The organism is Bradyrhizobium sp. CCGB01 (assembly GCF_024199795.1).
Taxonomy (GTDB): Bacteria; Pseudomonadota; Alphaproteobacteria; order Rhizobiales; family Xanthobacteraceae; genus Bradyrhizobium.
On record NZ_JANADK010000001.1, the window covers coordinates 3973955 to 3989525 of the forward strand.

General features: G+C 62.2%; 15 protein-coding genes. 13 read left to right on the forward strand and 2 right to left on the reverse strand.

Annotated elements, in window-relative coordinates; genetic code table 11:
• Positions 1–3 precede the first annotated feature (3 nt).
• The 8 genes from ptsP to NLM25_RS18010 all read left to right on the forward strand — a co-directional run bounded on the left by ptsP (position 4) and on the right by NLM25_RS18010 (position 8319).
• Positions 4–1602, forward strand: a complete 1599-nt coding sequence (gene ptsP / locus NLM25_RS17975; protein WP_309143601.1) for a phosphoenolpyruvate--protein phosphotransferase — start codon at positions 4–6, stop codon at positions 1600–1602.
• Positions 1599–2030: a hypothetical protein gene (locus NLM25_RS17980; protein WP_254118242.1), complete on the forward strand. Its 432-nt coding sequence runs from the start codon at positions 1599–1601 to the stop codon at positions 2028–2030. The genes ptsP and NLM25_RS17980 overlap by 4 nt, the downstream gene beginning before the upstream one ends.
• Positions 2031–2067: 37 nt before the next feature.
• Positions 2068–3057 (forward strand): dihydroxyacetone kinase subunit DhaK, encoded by a 990-nt coding sequence (gene dhaK, locus NLM25_RS17985; protein WP_254141212.1) that lies wholly within the window; start codon positions 2068–2070, stop codon positions 3055–3057.
• 540 nt (positions 3058–3597) lie between these two features.
• Positions 3598–4557, forward strand: a complete 960-nt coding sequence (locus NLM25_RS17990; protein ID WP_254137873.1) for a fatty acid desaturase — start codon at positions 3598–3600, stop codon at positions 4555–4557.
• A gap of 393 nt (positions 4558–4950) precedes the next feature.
• Positions 4951–5886 (forward strand): NrtA/SsuA/CpmA family ABC transporter substrate-binding protein, encoded by a 936-nt coding sequence (locus tag NLM25_RS17995; protein WP_254137874.1) that lies wholly within the window; start codon positions 4951–4953, stop codon positions 5884–5886.
• Positions 5883–6662 (forward strand): ABC transporter permease, encoded by a 780-nt coding sequence (locus tag NLM25_RS18000; protein ID WP_254118245.1) that lies wholly within the window; start codon positions 5883–5885, stop codon positions 6660–6662. The genes NLM25_RS17995 and NLM25_RS18000 overlap by 4 nt, the downstream gene beginning before the upstream one ends.
• Entirely contained in the window at positions 6650–7525 is an 876-nt protein-coding gene (locus NLM25_RS18005; RefSeq protein WP_254137875.1) for an ABC transporter ATP-binding protein, read from the forward strand. Before NLM25_RS18000 ends, NLM25_RS18005 begins: the two co-directional genes overlap by 13 nt.
• 68 nt (positions 7526–7593) lie before the next feature.
• Complete coding sequence (locus NLM25_RS18010) at positions 7594–8319, forward strand: Crp/Fnr family transcriptional regulator (RefSeq protein ID WP_254137876.1); 726 nt, start codon at positions 7594–7596, stop codon at positions 8317–8319.
• Here NLM25_RS18010 and atzF read toward each other — a convergent pair.
• Complete coding sequence (gene atzF, locus NLM25_RS18015; protein ID WP_254137877.1) at positions 8316–9698, reverse strand: allophanate hydrolase; 1383 nt, start codon at positions 9696–9698, stop codon at positions 8316–8318. The genes NLM25_RS18010 and atzF overlap by 4 nt on opposite strands.
• A gap of 899 nt (positions 9699–10597) precedes the next feature.
• Positions 10598–11578, reverse strand: a complete 981-nt coding sequence (locus NLM25_RS18020; RefSeq protein ID WP_254137878.1) for a LysR family transcriptional regulator — start codon at positions 11576–11578, stop codon at positions 10598–10600.
• Positions 11579–11680: 102 nt separating this feature from the next.
• On the opposite strand from NLM25_RS18020, the gene NLM25_RS18025 reads away from it, so the two are divergent.
• Genes NLM25_RS18025 through aroE form a run of 5 tightly spaced genes read left to right on the forward strand, consistent with a single transcriptional unit; the run spans position 11681 to position 15568 of the window.
• Positions 11681–12625, forward strand: coding sequence for a ketopantoate reductase family protein (locus tag NLM25_RS18025; RefSeq protein ID WP_256570709.1), 945 nt, complete (start codon positions 11681–11683; stop codon positions 12623–12625).
• A gap of 4 nt (positions 12626–12629) precedes the next feature.
• The gene (locus NLM25_RS18030; RefSeq protein ID WP_254137880.1) at positions 12630–13016 is read left to right on the forward strand and encodes a VOC family protein; all 387 of its coding nucleotides are present in this window, start codon (positions 12630–12632) and stop codon (positions 13014–13016) included.
• Positions 13017–13028: 12 nt separating this feature from the next.
• Positions 13029–13499 carry a MaoC/PaaZ C-terminal domain-containing protein gene (locus NLM25_RS18035; RefSeq protein WP_254137881.1) on the forward strand — a complete coding sequence of 157 codons (471 nt, stop codon included), beginning with the start codon at positions 13029–13031 and terminating at the stop codon, positions 13497–13499.
• Positions 13496–14737 carry a CaiB/BaiF CoA-transferase family protein gene (locus tag NLM25_RS18040; RefSeq protein WP_254137882.1) on the forward strand — a complete coding sequence of 414 codons (1242 nt, stop codon included), beginning with the start codon at positions 13496–13498 and terminating at the stop codon, positions 14735–14737. The genes NLM25_RS18035 and NLM25_RS18040 overlap by 4 nt, the downstream gene beginning before the upstream one ends.
• Before the next feature lie 3 nt (positions 14738–14740).
• The gene (gene aroE / locus NLM25_RS18045) at positions 14741–15568 is read left to right on the forward strand and encodes a shikimate dehydrogenase (RefSeq protein WP_254137883.1); all 828 of its coding nucleotides are present in this window, start codon (positions 14741–14743) and stop codon (positions 15566–15568) included.
• The last annotated feature ends 3 nt before the right edge of the window (positions 15569–15571 follow it).

Consider the following 15571-nt stretch of genomic DNA (forward strand, 5'->3'; position numbering starts at 1 on the left):
ACCGTGGGCGAGATCCAACTCACCGGCCATCCCGCCTCGCCAGGCCTCGCCATTGGTCCCGTCGCCGTGTTGACGGGTACGGTGGTGAGTAGGGCGGCGAAGGGCGCCCCGGCCCAGGAGGCTGCAGCGCTGAAGGCGGCGATCGAGGAAGCAGCAGCGGACCTCGCCGACCTGATCGCGACGGTTCATGGCGAGGCCGCAGAGATCCTCGAATTCCAGGTCGCGATGCTCGGTGACGATGCGCTTGCCGAGGGGGCTTACGAAGCTATCGCGGGTGGTGCGGCCGCCGATGAAGCCTGGCGCGCGGCACTCGATGCGGAGATAGCCGGCTATCGCGCGGCGGATGATGAATATTTCCGGGCTCGTGCCACCGATTTGGTCGACATTCGCGATCGCGTGCTGGCGGGTCTGAATGGTGCTGATACGATTGCAAAAGTTTCCGGCGATTCCGTCGTCATGGGTGATGACATTTCGCCGTCCACCTTCCTGGCCGTCGACTGGACTCGTGGCGGCGCCATTGCGCTGGCTAGCGGATCGCCGTCATCGCATGTCGCGGTGCTCGCGCGGGCGCGCGGCGCCCCCATGGTGGTCGGATTGGGCCCGTTGCCATGGAACGGACAGCCGCCGTCACTGGCGCTGGTCGACGGCGACGCCGGCACCGTGATCTTTGATCCCAAGCCGGAAACGCGCCGCCTTTTCGAGCAGCGCATGGCGGCGGCAAACGCGGCGCAGATCGCTGCCGACGCGGGCCGCCTCAAACCGGGGCTGACGGCCGATGGACGGCGCATCGCCGTCCTGCTCAACGTCGCCGCGCCCGAAGATCTCGCGGGCCTCGATCCCGCAATCTGCGACGGTATCGGCCTCGTGCGGACAGAGTTTCTATTCGAAGGTTCGAGGGGGCTTCCAGGCGAGGATGCGCAATATGCGGTCTATCGGCGCATTCTCGAGTGGGCTGCAGGACGACCGGTGACGATCCGCACCCTCGATGCCGGTGGCGACAAGCCAATCGTCGGCTTGACGATCGATGGCGAGCGCAATCCATTCCTGGGCTTGCGCGGGATCCGGCTCTCGCTGGCGCGGCCGGAGGTGTTTCGCTTGCAGTTGCGGGCGCTGTGCCGTGCGGCTGTCCATGGAACACTGAAGGTGATGCTGCCGATGGTCGCGGTCCCGTCGGAGCTCGACCGCGCCAAGGCCATGCTGGACGCGGAGTTTGCGACCCTCACGGCAGAGGGCATCGCCTGCGCGCGGCCGCCGCTCGGCATCATGGTTGAGGTCCCGGCCGCAGCGCTATGCGCCGAGGATTTTGATGCGGCGTTCTATTCCATCGGGTCGAACGACCTAACCCAATACACGATGGCCGCGGCACGCGATATCGGCGCCGTTGCCGACCTCAACGATGCCGGCCATCCGGCGGTGGTGGCGCTAATCGCAAGGACGGTCGAGGCCGGACGTAGGCGCGGCGTCGAGGTCTCCCTCTGCGGCGATGCCGCGGCCGATATGCGTCTGACGAAGGCGCTGCTGGCGACAGGCTTGACGACGCTCTCGGTCTCGCCGATTGCGGTGGCGCGGCTCAAGGCCGCCATTGCCGGGGTGACCGCATGAATGACGATGCAGGCGAAGACATAAGCCGGCCGGGCGACAGCAATGTCGCGGATTACAAGTTCATCCTGCGGCGGGCCCTCGACAACCGGCCGTCCGGGACGCGGCTGAAGCTCGCGGCAGCGCTCGGCAAGAACCGCTCCTTCGTCAGCCAGATCACCAATCCGGCCTATCTGGTGCCGATCCCGGCCAAGCATGTCGCGATCATCTTCGAGGTCTGCCATCTCTCCGGTGCCGAGCGCGCGGCGTTCCTCGAAGCCTATGGTCGCGCGCATCCGGGCCGGCTGCGCGGTGCCCATCGCGAGGCCCGCACGCGCGTTGTGACCGTGACGGTGCCTGATCTCGGCGACGACAAGAAAAATCGCGCGCTGGAGCAACTCATCGTCGACTTTGCCGCCCAGCTCGCGCGCTACGCCGAAAGCATCGGCTGACGAATTCGAAACACAAAAAGATAACCGGGAGGACGCCATGAAAAAGCTGATCAACAGCGCCGACACGGTGCTCGAAGAGAGTCTCGACGGATTGGCGGCGGCCCATGCCGATATCCTGCTGCTCGGTGCCGAGAGAAAGTTCGTGCGCCGCCGTACTCTGAAGCCGGGCAAGGTCGCGCTCATCTCTGGCGGCGGCTCCGGCCATGAACCGCTGCATGCGGGCTTTGTCGGCCACGGCATGCTCGATGCGGCATGTCCGGGCCAGGTCTTCACCTCGCCGACGCCGGATCAGATGATCGAGGCGGCGGAGGCCGTCGACACCGGGGCAGGCGTGCTCTTCATCGTCAAGAACTACGAAGGCGATGTGATGAATTTCACGATGGCCGCCGAGATGGCCGGGCGTGAGGTCGCAAGCGTGGTGACCAACGATGACGTCGCGGTCGAGAAATCGACCTACACGACCGGCCGTCGCGGCGTCGCGGGGACGCTGATCGTGGAAAAGATGGTCGGGGCCGCGGCCGAAAAGGGAATGCCGCTCGCCGCGCTCAAGACGCTCGGCGATGACGTCAACCGGCGCACCCGCTCGATGGGCGTGGCGCTGCTGCCGTGCACCGTCCCGGCGGCGGGCAGGCCGAACTTCACCCTGGCTGACAACGAAATGGAAATGGGAGTCGGCATTCATGGTGAGCCGGGGCGCCGCAGGGTGCCGCTGGCCTCTGCCGATGACATTGCTGCCGAGATGCTCAACTCAATCCTGAGCGATCTCGCACCCGGCAGGGGCAGCGAAGTCCTGCTTCTGGTCAACGGGTTTGGCGCAACGCCTCTGATCGAACTCTATCTGATGGTCAACAGCGCCAAGCGGATTTTGGACGGGGCGGGGATCGGGGCGACGCGTTTCCTGACCGGTTCTTACGTGACGTCCCTCGACATGGCCGGTGCCTCGATCACCGTCTCCGTGCTCGACAGCCAGTCAAAGGAATTGTGGGACGCCCCAGTGCATACAGCCGCGCTACGCTGGGGTATCTGATGGATTTTGTCGTGGTCGGGTGATGCCGCTGCCGTCAGGCCGCGGTTGCATCTCGGGGATGGAGTCGCGAAAGGAGCGCAGGAGGCTGCCCGGGAGCGTGGTCAGATGCTCGACTTTGCGGACTTATTTTTACGATCGCCGCGGCGGTCTCGTGCGCCGGTGCATCCTTTTACTGGCACTGAGCTGCCCATTGCGCTGGCGGTTCCGGACAACGATGAAGGCTGCATGTGCGCGACGTGTGCATCGGAAGATCAACAAGAATCTTGTGACGGCCAACGCGGTCCGCACGCAGCGCTCGCGGAATAGGATCTGGACCTGATTGCCCAAAACGGCACTGGCGATTGGCCCGGCGACGCTCCATCGCCGGGCCAATGCGGTGAGGCGAAGGCCGCAATCTCGGATGCCTGGTGGCTAATGCCCGTGAAATTAATTGCTTCTGCGATGCGGCGTCGCTCCCTAGTTTCGGTCTGTGCTTGACGAATTCCAGCGTCCGCACGAGCACGGTCAAGTGCGTGATCCCGGAAGGAGACGACTACGATCATGAGCAATGCGATCACTGCCGCCGGAGAAAAGCCGCTGACTCCGACCATGCTGTGCGAATTATCGGTGCGGTCCGATTGGCAAGGCCTGGTCCGTGCGGCCAGCCACTACGGCGTCATCGTCGCTGTCGGCGCGCTGATCTGGCTGGTCTCGTCGCGATACGGAATCGTCTGGGCGTTGCCGCTGGTCGTCGTCCAAGGCTACTTTGTCGCATTCCTGTTCATGGTGGTGCACGAGACCGCCCATAAGACGGCGTTCCGCAGCCGCGCGCTCAATCTCGCCTTCGGTCATCTCTCCGCGTTCGCGGTCGGCTTGCCTTACGAGTACTACTGCCTGTTCCACTGGGATCATCATCGCTATACGCAGGATCCAAAGAGGGATCCGGAACTACTGTCGGTTCCGATCCCGACTTCGGACGCGCAACTGGTGATCGTCTATAGCGGCTTGCGGCAGGTAGCCTTCCGGGCGCGGCTGATGCTTCGCCATGCGTTGACCGGCAACGCCACATCGCCCTGGATTCCGGAAAGCAAACGCCACATTGTCGTGACGGAAGCGCGCCTCTATCTGGCAGGCTACGTCGCGCTGCTGCTGGCATCGGTCGCGCTGCAAACTTTGATCCTGTTGTGGATCTGGGTCGTTCCCGTGATCGTCGGTCAAGTGTTTCTGCGTCCGTATCTTCTTGCCGAACACACCGGTTGCGATCGCACACGCAGCGCCTTCCAGAATACGCGCACCACTTATACCGCCATGTTTGTGCGCTGGTTTGCATGGAACATGCCCTATCATGTCGAGCACCATGCCTATCCTTCGATTCCGTTTCACGCGCTGCCGAAACTGAACCGGATCGTCGCCGATCAGATCGTCCACCGCGGCCCTGGCTACATCGCAGTGACGCGGCAGACGTGGGCTTGGTTTCGCCGCGCACGCAATGGCATCGAAAGCGCGATCGGTTCTGATTGAATCGAGATCAGGGCCTGACGAAAGCCAGCAGGGTGCCGTTGCCGCAGGCAGCGGCGCGCAGATGCCGCCCGCGCTGCGAACGCCGGTCGCGCGCCTTTGCTTCTCCGGAGGCGGTTCCGATCCCGAACAGATCAGCCCCGGCTACGATGCGCCCAAGGAGTGGGCAGCTTGATGAATTTATTGCCGCGGTCACAGTCGGAAGCTGCTCTGCTTACGCAAGAATTGGGCAGCGTCGGGCCTTGTCGATTAATTGCTTCACGGTCTCCCGTCTTCAGACGACCCTCTCGCCACGGTCGATCACTCCGGTCGCCGGCATCACAGGGGTTTGGCATGCGATCAACAACCGCTCTTCGCGCTGCCGTGTTCGTGCTATCTGCGTCCTTTCTGTTTGCGATGCCTGTGCGCGCGACAGCCGAAGAATTGCGGAAGGCGCGGCTCGCCCAGAATCTTGGGCCGATCTCAGGACTGGCGATCATCGCCAATGCGAAAGGCATTTTCGCCAAGCAGGGGCTCGACATCTCGGTCTCCAATTTCACCAGCGGGAAGCAGTGCCTCGATACGGTGCTTGGGGGAGGGGCGGATATCGCGACAACCGCCGAGGCGCCGGTCACGGCGGCCGCGATGGCGCAACAGCCGATCGCCTTCGTGGCGGGGATGGAATATTCGGATCTCAAGACCATGACCGCAGCTTCTGCCGGGATCAGGACGAAGGCCGATCTGCGTGGAAAGCGAATCGCCTTTACGGCCGGAACCGGCAGCGAAGTTTACACGTCGGTTCTGTTGAAAGCGGCGGGCCTGACGTCGAAGGACGTGACGCTCGTCAACCTGCGACCTCAGGAGATGCTTCCCGCCATGGCGGCCGGCAGTATCGACGCGTTCGATACCTGGGAGCCGCACGTCGCGAATGCGAAGAAGGCTCTTGGCGAAGGCGCGATCCCGCTTGAGACCAAAGGTCTCTACTCGGAGACCTTCAACATTGTCGTTACGCAGTCTTACCTCGCGGCCAACCCGGCGACCGTCAGCAAGTTCCTGGCGTCCCTCATCGAAGCCGAGGGCTGGCTCAAGGCGCATCCGGATGAAGCGATCGACGTCATCGCCGCAGCGACCGGGATGAAACGCGATGAATTGGCTGCGATCTGGCCAGACTACGTCTACCATGTGCGCCTCGACGACAGGATTCTCGCGACTCTGAAAACCCATGCCGCCTGGCGGCTCGAGACCGGCAATCATCCCCCTGGAGCGAGCATGCCCGATTTCTCGAAAGTCTTGGTGACGGCGCCGCTGAAGGCGCTCGATCCAGCTCGCGTCACACTGGAGGCGCGCCCGTGAGCGTCGGCGGACGCAGCAGTGCGCGCGCGACCGCACGGCTGAGCGTACTGGTCGCTATCCTCTCCGTGCCCGCCTTCACAGGCGTGTGGGAACTGGTTGCGCGCTCCGGCATCGTGAACGCCGTGCTGTTTCCGCCGCCATCGACCGTCGCTGTCGCCGTTCTCGAATGGATCCGCAGCGGACAGTTTTTCGGGGACCTGATGGCGAGCCTCTCGCGCGTGGCCGCGGGATTTGCGATCGGGGCCGCGGGCGGGATCGTACTTGGCGTCCTGACTGGCAGGTTTCGGCTGGTGTCCAGCCTGCTTTCACCCTTGTTTCACATCCTTCGACCAATTCCTCCCATCGCCTTCGTGCCGATCGTCATCCTCTGGTTTGGCCTCTCGGAGACAGGCAAGCTCTTCCTGGTCGTTTGGGGCGTGTTCTTCACGGTATGGCTCGCGACCCACATAGGGGTGCAGAAAGTCGACCGTGGACTTATCCGTGCCGCCCAGATGCTCAGCACGCCGCAACCGCAGATGCTGTGGGAGATCGTCCTTCTTGGCGCGCTGCCTTATATCACGGTCGGTCTTCGGACCGCGGTGAGCATCTCTTTCTACACGCTGGTCGCCGCGGAGTTGGCGGGAGCGTTCGCCGGTATCGTCTACCGTATCGAAATTGCGCAACAGAACATGCAAACGGGTCAGGTCATGGGCGGGTTGGCGGCTCTCGGGTTGCTTTCCTTCGTCGCCGACCGTTCCTTCGCGATTCTTGCCGAACGTGCGGTGTGGTGGCGATGACCCCGAGCCTGCTTCGTCCAGACCAGCCGCTCAGGCTCGTGGATACGTACTCGCCTTCCGCGCCGGCGCGTCAGGCGATCATCCGGGTCGAGGAGCTGAGTATCGTCTTCGATGCGCCGAGGGGACAGGTTATCGCGGTCGACCGCGTATCCCTGGCGGTAGCCCATGGGGAATTCGTCTCGATCGTCGGTCCATCCGGCTGCGGCAAGTCCACGCTCCTGAATGCGATGGCCGGCCTCGAGCGGCCGTTCGAAGGTCAGGTGCTCATAGCCGGCGAAGCAATGCTCGCGCCACGGCCCGAGATCGGGATGGTCTTCCAGCAGCCACATCTGTTTCCGTGGAAATCGGTGCGCCGGAACATCGCGCACGGGCCGCGCGCCCTCGGCAAGCCGAAAGCGGAGGCGCTGCGGATTGCCGACGACCTCATCGAGATGATCGGACTGACCAAATTTGCGTCGTCATATCCGCACACGCTGTCGGGAGGCATGCAGCAGCGGGTTGCGATTGCCCGTGCCCTCGCCAATCAGCCGCGTGTGCTGTTGATGGACGAGCCTTTCGGAGCGCTGGATGCGCAGACCCGGGCGGTCATGCAGGACAATCTGCTCGAGCTCCGCGAGCGGATCAACGCAACAATCGTCTTCGTCACACACGACATCGATGAAGCGATCCTTCTCTCTGACCGTGTGCTGATCATGAGCGCGGGACCAGGCCGCATCCTCAAAGACCTTCAGGTGAGCCTGCCGCGACCGCGCTCCAACGCCATCGTTGCGGAGGCTGCCTATCTCGCCCTCAAGCGGGATTGCCTTGACCTGATCCGCTCGGAAGGCCGCAGGGCCTTCGAGCAGCTGGAAATCAGGAGGTAGGCGCCTGACGACATCGTCTGGCACGGCTCTTGAATGGTTTTCCTTGCGGCGGCAAGGGGAGCGAGCAGATGTCAGCGGCAAGTCTCAGGAATACGACCGGCATCATGCTGGCGGGATCGGATGCTCTGGTCGGGTCGCTGCCCGGCTTGTTGGATCCGCTGTGTGAGGCTGACCGGCGTCGTGTCCTCGCCATCGGCCGCGAGGAGGTCCTGCAGGCAGGCAAGCATGTCTGGCGGCAGGGCGACCTACAGAACGGCATTTATCTGATCGAAGAGGGGCGTATTCGCAGCTACTACGCGGCTCCTTCCGGACGTGAGGTGACGCTGGCCTATTGGTTCGCCGGCAATTTTGTCGGCGGCCCGGATCTGTTCGGTACCGGTGCCCACGTATGGTCTTCGGTTGCGGTGGAGCGGAGCCAAGTGACGTTTTTGCCCGGCCCAGCCCTACGCGCGCTAGCGCTTCAATCGGCCAGCATCGCGGTCGCTCTCCTGGATGCACTCGCGTTCAAGGCAAGGTGCTACTCGGCCATGGCGCAAATGCTGGGGACCCGCTCGGTTACCGAGCGGTTGCATCGTCTGTTGGTTTTTCTCTCGAAGATCTACGGCTCGCAGCAAGGCCGTGAGATCGTGATCGGGATCCCGTTCACGCATGGTGATCTCGCCAATCTGATCGGCTCAACCCGCCAATGGGTTACGGTGCAGCTTTCTCGCATGCAGGCAAGGGGCGTTATCCGTTATCATCGGGGCCTGATTGTGATCCTCAATCTACGCGCTCTCGATCTCGAAGTCGTCTAAGGCGCGGCCTTCTGATATTCTTTTAGATCGAACTGTGCAGCCTTCGCATCGGGCAGCCATCGCTCGGCAAGGTCGAGAAGAGCGTGGTCACGCCACGCAGGCGCCAGCAAAGTGATGCCCATCGGCATCCCGTTGACGAGCGTTGCGTTGGGAACTGCCACCGCGCACAAGTCCACCAGATTGGCAAAATAAGAGTAGTAACCGAGGCGACTATTGAGCGTGATAGGATCTTCCATCATCTCCGAGATCGTGAAGGGGCGTGGTGCGGTAGGTACCACCAGGACATCGATCTCCTCGAAAAGCGATTGGATCTGCCGTCGCAGCTTCAAGAGCAGATGTTGCGCGGCGAACGCATCTATTGCGGAAAACCGGGCAGCTGCGCTCAGCACGTTGCGGGTGACTTCAAGCAGTTCGCCATGATCGATGTCGAGGAGCTTACTGATCGCAGCATGACGTTCAGCAATCCAAGGCCCTGAGAAGAGCATTTCACCGGCTTCGGCGAAGGGCGTGAAGTCAATCTGTCTGGCTTGACCTCCCAGTCCCGAAAGCCTCGCGCAGGCCTGCCTGTAGAGGTCATTACATTCCGGCATGCCGAATGAATTCAGATGACCGACCGAGACCTGGCCGAACCGGAATTTGCGAGGAGATGGGGAGGACGAGGCAATCCGTTGGCGGCTAAAAGGATCGGCGTCGTCGAATCCTTCGATCAACCCGAGCAGAATTCGACCTTCGGCAATGGAATTGCAGAAAATCGAGGGACAATCGAGCGTCGGACAGTTCGGCACAAGCCCCCGGGACGAGACGAGGCCGACGGTTGGCTTGATCCCAATGATCCCATTGAAGCCTGCGGGAATCCGGCCCGAGCCGCCGGTATCAGTGCCGAGAGCGAAGGCAACATGGCCGGATGCTACAGCAGCAGCCGAACCGGAACTCGAACCGCCGGAAATATACAGATCGTTAGCAGCGCTGGAACAGGTGCCATAGGGGGAGCGGGTGCCGGACAGTCCGGTTGCGAATTGATCCAGGTTGGTTTTGCCAAGACAGATCGCACCAGCGGCCGTCAATCTCTCGACGCATCTGGCCGATTGCGCAGCCACATATTCGAATGACGGACAGGCTGCTGTCGTTGGCATGTCCTCGACGTCAATATTATCCTTGACGCCGAATGGAACGCCAAGGAGCGGCAGGACTTCACCCTTCTCCGCTCGCTGTACAAGGGCATCAGCCTCGGCCAGCGCTTCTTCTATGGGCCGCACATAGATCCAGCAGTTGCGGCGCCGGTCCCGTTCGATCCGCTCATAGACGGTTGTAATGATGGAGGCTAACTCGGCAGGCGAACGTAGAGGCCGACTCTGCGCGGATACGATAGCTTGCGGCACGGAATGAAACTCCTGAGGGGCATGACCCCATAAATACGAAGCCGCTCCCAGCAGTGAAAGCAACTAAGCGCCTCTGCCGCTCCGGCGGGACTCGAACCTGCAACCAGACTGTTATGAGCGGCGGGACATCGATCAGCTTCGTTGAATTTCCTGCGCTTTTCGTGGAATTCGGCCACGTTCGCTGCGCTTCACTTGCGCATTCGCCAACGCACCAATTGGGTCAGGTCGAAAAGAAGCCCTATCGGATAGAGGTGTCGAAATCGGTTCGTCACCATTCGACACTGCTCTTTCGTTTGCCGTTCCTCCATGGTGGCGTCCGCGCGCAGCGAGATCTTGCCGAGGCTGCGGACGGCTTGGCGATCACGCGCTTTCGGTCGCTATACTATTTCCGCAAAAATAGTATAACGGGAGCGAGCTGGAAGAAATTGTGGTAATAGATTGAAATCTCAAGACTATCTCTTCTCCGTGGCCCCCATGATGGATTGGAGCGAGACCTCAATTTATTCAATGAGTTAGAGGGCCGTGTGTGCACGATGTGTGCATCGGGAGATCAACAAAAATCTCACCACAGCCAGCGTGAGCAGGCTTGTCGCGCATGCGCAGGATCTGAACTTGTGAGAGCAGGAGGCGGGCGAGTGCTTACATGCCGCCTCAGATGTTCGAGGCGGAAAGGTCAAAAATTGCAGGTTTGACTCCCACTCACTCCGCCACTCTCCCTATGTTTCACGAGATACCGCGAACGGACCCATTGGTACAGGGCGACCAAGTGCGAGAAGTAGATCTGGATTTTCGGACGCGCAAAATTGCATTCTGCGCAATGATAAGGGCCATCAAATTGACAGCTCTTTTCCGCAAACTTGGCGCCGACGGTGAAGAGGGTTGAACTAAGCAGCGCTCCATTACGACGGCAAATCGCGTGGCATTCGCTTCTTTGGCCGACCGGACCGATGTAGCCCCCGCACTTGCTGCTGTTGAAAGAGCTCCCCGCAGACCTCACGCAACCATTGGCTTGCCGGGTCGTGATGAAAGCGGGCGTGCCAATATTGTTTCACGGTAAAGCCGGTGATCGCCAGCGGGCAATCGAGCACGCGCAGTCCGTAGTAGTGAGCCAAGGTTTCGCCGATGTGCCTTGGCAGAGTGGCCATCAGGTCAGTCGTCCCGACGATTGCGGGTAGCCCCAAAAAGCCGGGGAGCTCAAGAGCAACGTCAAGGACTATCCGTTGCTCCTTTAGAGCGTCCGCGAGCAACTGATGTCCGGTGCCGGAGCGAATGAGGACGTGCGCCTCACGCCTGAAATCCTTTGTGGTGATGCGGTCGCGGATGCGGGCATGTTTTGCGTTAGCGAGGCAGACCCAATCCTGCGGAAACAGTGCCTGCTGGAAGTGTCCGGCGTCGAGGTCCGAGATGTAGCCGAGCGCCAGATCGGCCTCGCCGGACTGCAGCATCCGGGGGGTGTCGGCACCAATCTGTGCTGCTTCGATGCGGACCCCGGGACCAACGCGACGAACGTGCGCGAGGATGGCGGGCAGGAGCGTGATGTGGCTCGCATCGGTCATGCAGATGACGAAGCGGCGCTTGGCGCTCGCTGGATCAAACGTAGAGCGAAGCTCCGCCAGACGACGCAGCATCTCCAATGCCTGTCTGGCCGTGCCGATGAGAGCCTCGGCGCGCGGGGTCGGCAACATGCCCTGAGCTGAGCGGATGAACAGCGGATCGTCCAATTCCTTTCGCAGGCGGGCCAGCCAGATCGAAACAGTCGGCTGACTTTGACCGAGCTTTTCTGCTGCCTTGGTGACGCTGCCCGTGGTGAACAATGCGTCGAACAGCCTGAGCAGGCGCGGGTCCAGCAGGTTCGTCTCGGACGGGTCTAAGTGCTTCATTGCGATCTGCAATAATGGCTATAAGGATCATAGCATATCCAAATACGACACAGCCTGCTAGCACGTTTCCAACGCCAAAATCGGCGAGGGAGAAGCGTTCGGATGAGGATCTGCTTTGTCGGAGCGGGAGCCTTGGGCTCGACCATCGGCGGCACGCTAGTGCGCGGCGGTGCCGAGGTTTGGTTGATCGATCCGTTTCAGGCTCATGTCGACGCGATCAATGCCGGTGGTCTGCGGATGCTCGAAGGTGGCGCCGAGACCGTCGTGAAGGTCTCTGCCTGCATCTCCGCGGACCAGGTCGGCAACGTGGCGGACCTCGTCATCGTCCTCGTCAAATCCTATCACACGCGGGATGCGATCCGGGCCGCGGCGCCGATCATCGGACCGCAGACGGTTGTGATGTCGCTGCAAAACGGCCTTGGCCACGAAGACATCCTCTCGGAGGAAGTCGGTCGTGACAGGGTCATGGCAGGTAAGACCTATGTCGGCGGCGTGCTGCTCGGACCCGGTCATGTTCGCTCGGGGGTCGTCGGCAAGGAAACCATCATCGGCGAGCTCGATGGACGTTTGACCGAACGCGCACAGCGGATTTCCGAGACGTTCAATCGTGCCGGCATTCTCACGCTGCTCAGTGACAACATCCTGGGCACGATGTGGGACAAGCTCTTCATCAACGTTGCCGGAGGCGGCGTTACCGCCATTACCGGCCTGACCTATGGCGGCCTCTATTCGCTCCCCATCCTGGAGGATTGCGCGCTAGCAGCGATTTCAGAGAGCATTGCCGTCGCGCAAGCTGCCGGTGTCAAGGTCTCGATTACCGACCCGCGGCGCGCCTGGACGATGGCATCGGCAGGCCTACCGCCCGAATTCAAGACCTCGATGCTGCAGAGCTTGCAGTCCGGAAACCTGACAGAGGTCGATTACATTCACGGCTCGGTCGTGCGCTGGGGCGCCAAGCTCAACGTGCCCACCCCTGTCAACGCGACCCTCGTCGCGCTGGTCAAAGGGCTTGAGTACGCCCGCAGCGATTATCCGGGAAAGGCGTGAGACGATGTCATTGCCCCGCGCTTACGTCGAACATGTCGCGATCCGCGTGCCGGATGTCGATCGTCACGTCGGCTTCTTTCGTGAGGTGCTCGGTCTTGCCATTCGCGACGAGCAGCCCGCTGATGGCGCGCGTCCGCGGCAGGTATGGGTGCTCGGAAGCGTGCAACTCATCGAGGATCCGCATTTTACCGGACCGGAGGGGCGCCTCGCCCATCTCGGAATCATGGTCGACGATTACGAAGGTGTGCTCGCACGTGCCGCCGCGTGGGGCGCCAAGGCGTTGCCCGCCGGCCCGAACTGGCTGGAGCTGCCGGGCGGCCTGAACGTCGAAATCTTGCAAGCCAGTGAGGGTGCCGTGGAAGCGGCGCTGGCGATCAATGCACGGGCCTAAGGAACACGCGACATGACGGATGAGCGCTACTGGGACGATGCCAAGGTCGGCGACGAATGCGTCACCCCCTCGGTGACGGTTACAGAAACCATGGTGAATGCCTATGCCGAGCTGACGGGCGATTTCACGCCTGTCCATGTCGACGAGGAATACGCCAAGACCACACCATTCGGTACGCGCGTCGCGCACGGGCTGTTCGGGCTGTCGCTGGCCGATGGCTTGAAGACCCGTGCCGACTACCGCTTCCTTCCTGGAATGTCGCTGGGCTGGACGTGGGATTTCAAGCTGCCGATCAAGCTGGGCGACACCGTGCATGTGAAGTTCCGCGTTGGTTCAATGCGCGCCACGAAGCGGGAAGGGTGGGGCATCGTGGTGCTCCCCTCCGAGCTGATCAATCAGCGCGGCGAGGTGGTTCAGCTCGGCGAGCATCGGCTGATGATTCCGATGCGCCCGAAGACCCACGCGGCAGGAGAGCAGGCATGACCGCGCAAGATCTGCCTCTCAAAGATCTGCCGCTCAAGGGCATTCGCGTCATCGACTACAGCCATTTCCTGGCAGGCCCGTTCATTGGCCGCTGCCTCGCCGCGATGGGTGCGGAAGTCATCAAGGTGGAGCGTCCGAAGGCGGGCGATGCGGGCCGCGCCCATGGCTATTTCAAGGGTGGACAATCCGGCTACTTCCTGCAGCAGAACATGGGGAAGCAGGGATTGTGCATCGACCTGCGCGATACGCGCGGTCTCGACATGATGATGAAGCTGGCCGACACAGCCGACGTCTTCATCGAGAACTACCGCCCCGGCGCGCTCGATCGACTCGGGCTCGGCTACAAGGCGCTCTCGGCGCGCAATCCCAAACTGATCTACTGTTCGGTCTCCGCCTATGGCCACACCGGTCCCTATGCCGACCGTCCGGGTTTCGGCCTGATCGCAGAGGCGATGTCGGGCGCCCTGGCGCAACTGGGCAATCCCGGCGAAGCGCCGCCGCTGCTGCGGATGCCTCTGGCAGACATGTACACCGGCATTCACGGCGTGGCTGCCATCAATGCCGCGCTGGTCGGCCGCGCGTCGTCCGGGTGCGGTCAACACATCGATCTGGCGCTGTACGACTGCATGGTCTCGATGCACGACTATGCCGTCCAGCGCTACTTCCTCTCCGGCGGGACAGACCTGCCGAAGCAGACAGGCAGCGGTCAGCCGGACTCGACCGTCTACGGCGTCTTTCCGGCAAAGGACGGCAATCTTGTCATCGCTGCGCAAGTCGATGATGCGTGGCGGCGATTGGCGAGCCTGATCGGTGGAGACACGTTGGCGGCCGACGAACGCTTCACCACGCCTGCGGCGCGCAACGCCCATTATGCTGAAGCGATGGAGATTGTGCGCACCTGGACGCTGTCGCAACCCTCTCGGGACGCCTGTCTTGCGGCACTCGACGAAGCTGGTGTGCCGTCCGCTCCCGTGCAGACCATCGAAGAGGTCGTGAAGGATCCGCAGATCCACGCGCGCGGCATGCTGGTCGAGCAGGAGCATCCTGTGCTCGGCAAGGTGACGTTGCCGAACCTGCCGTTCCGGTTCTCCGATTGCGACACTACCGTGCGTACTGCAGCGCCGCTGCTCGGCCAGGACAACCGCCGCATTGCAGAGTCGCTGGGACTCTCGGCCGACCTCGTCGAGACGATGGTGCGTGACGGCGTCCTCTACAACGAAGTCGCAGCGCAGGAGTGAGCGATGAGCGATCGTTACGCGGTGATCGGCAATCCGATCGGCTTCAGCAAATCACCCCTCATCCATGGCACTTTCGCCAAGATGACGGGACAGGACCTCGTCTACGAGGCGATCGAGGCCCCCCTCGGTGGCTTCAGCGAACGCGTTGATCAATTCCGGACGGAGGGCGCCAAGGGGCTGAACATTACCGCTCCGTTCAAGCTCGATGCCTTCGCCTACGCAAACGAGCTTTCAGAGAGCGCCGATCGCGCTGGCGCCGCAAACTGCCTGAAGTTCGTCGGCGACCGGGTCATTGCGGACAATTTCGACGGGATCGGCCTCGTGCGGGACATCACGGTCAATCTCGGCGTTAAAATGGCCGGCCGGCGCGTCCTGATGCTCGGCGCCGGGGGCGCGGCGCGTGGCGCACTGCTGCCGTTCCTGCGTCAGGAACCGTCCGAGCTGGTCCTCGTCAATCGTACCTTATCGAAGGCTGTGGCGTTGGCCGAAGAGTTTGCCGGTTGTGGTCCCCTGATCGTCAGCGGCTATGCTGAACTGGCCGATCTTGCCGAGGGCTATGACGTCGTGGTCAACGCGACCTCGGCCAGCCTGCGGGGTGAGATGCCGCCGCTTCCAGGCAACGTCTTCCGCGGTGCGGAGCTGGCGTACGAACTTGCCTACGGCAAGGGACTAACTCCCTTTTTGCAAGCGGCCCGCGCCGAAGGCGTAGCCAAGCTGGCGGACGGCGTCGGCATGCTGGTCGAGCAGGCGGCGGAAGCTTTTGCCTGGTGGCGCGGCGTTCGACCGAGCACGGCTCAGGTCATCGCCGAACTGACCGTCCCCTTGAGCTGACGG

Coding starts and splice junctions, on each gene's coding strand:
- NLM25_RS17980 (WP_254118242.1), top strand. CDS start 1,599: ATGAATGACGATGCAGGCGAAGACATAAGCCGGCCGGGCGACAGCAAT.
- dhaK (WP_254141212.1), top strand. CDS start 2,068: ATGAAAAAGCTGATCAACAGCGCCGACACGGTGCTCGAAGAGAGTCTC.
- NLM25_RS17990 (WP_254137873.1), top strand. CDS start 3,598: ATGAGCAATGCGATCACTGCCGCCGGAGAAAAGCCGCTGACTCCGACC.
- NLM25_RS17995 (WP_254137874.1), top strand. CDS start 4,951: ATGCCTGTGCGCGCGACAGCCGAAGAATTGCGGAAGGCGCGGCTCGCC.
- NLM25_RS18010 (WP_254137876.1), top strand. CDS start 7,594: ATGTCAGCGGCAAGTCTCAGGAATACGACCGGCATCATGCTGGCGGGA.
- NLM25_RS18020 (WP_254137878.1), bottom strand. CDS start 11,578: ATGAAGCACTTAGACCCGTCCGAGACGAACCTGCTGGACCCGCGCCTG.
- NLM25_RS18025 (WP_256570709.1), top strand. CDS start 11,681: ATGAGGATCTGCTTTGTCGGAGCGGGAGCCTTGGGCTCGACCATCGGC.
- NLM25_RS18030 (WP_254137880.1), top strand. CDS start 12,630: ATGTCATTGCCCCGCGCTTACGTCGAACATGTCGCGATCCGCGTGCCG.
- NLM25_RS18035 (WP_254137881.1), top strand. CDS start 13,029: ATGACGGATGAGCGCTACTGGGACGATGCCAAGGTCGGCGACGAATGC.
- NLM25_RS18040 (WP_254137882.1), top strand. CDS start 13,496: ATGACCGCGCAAGATCTGCCTCTCAAAGATCTGCCGCTCAAGGGCATT.
- aroE (WP_254137883.1), top strand. CDS start 14,741: ATGAGCGATCGTTACGCGGTGATCGGCAATCCGATCGGCTTCAGCAAA.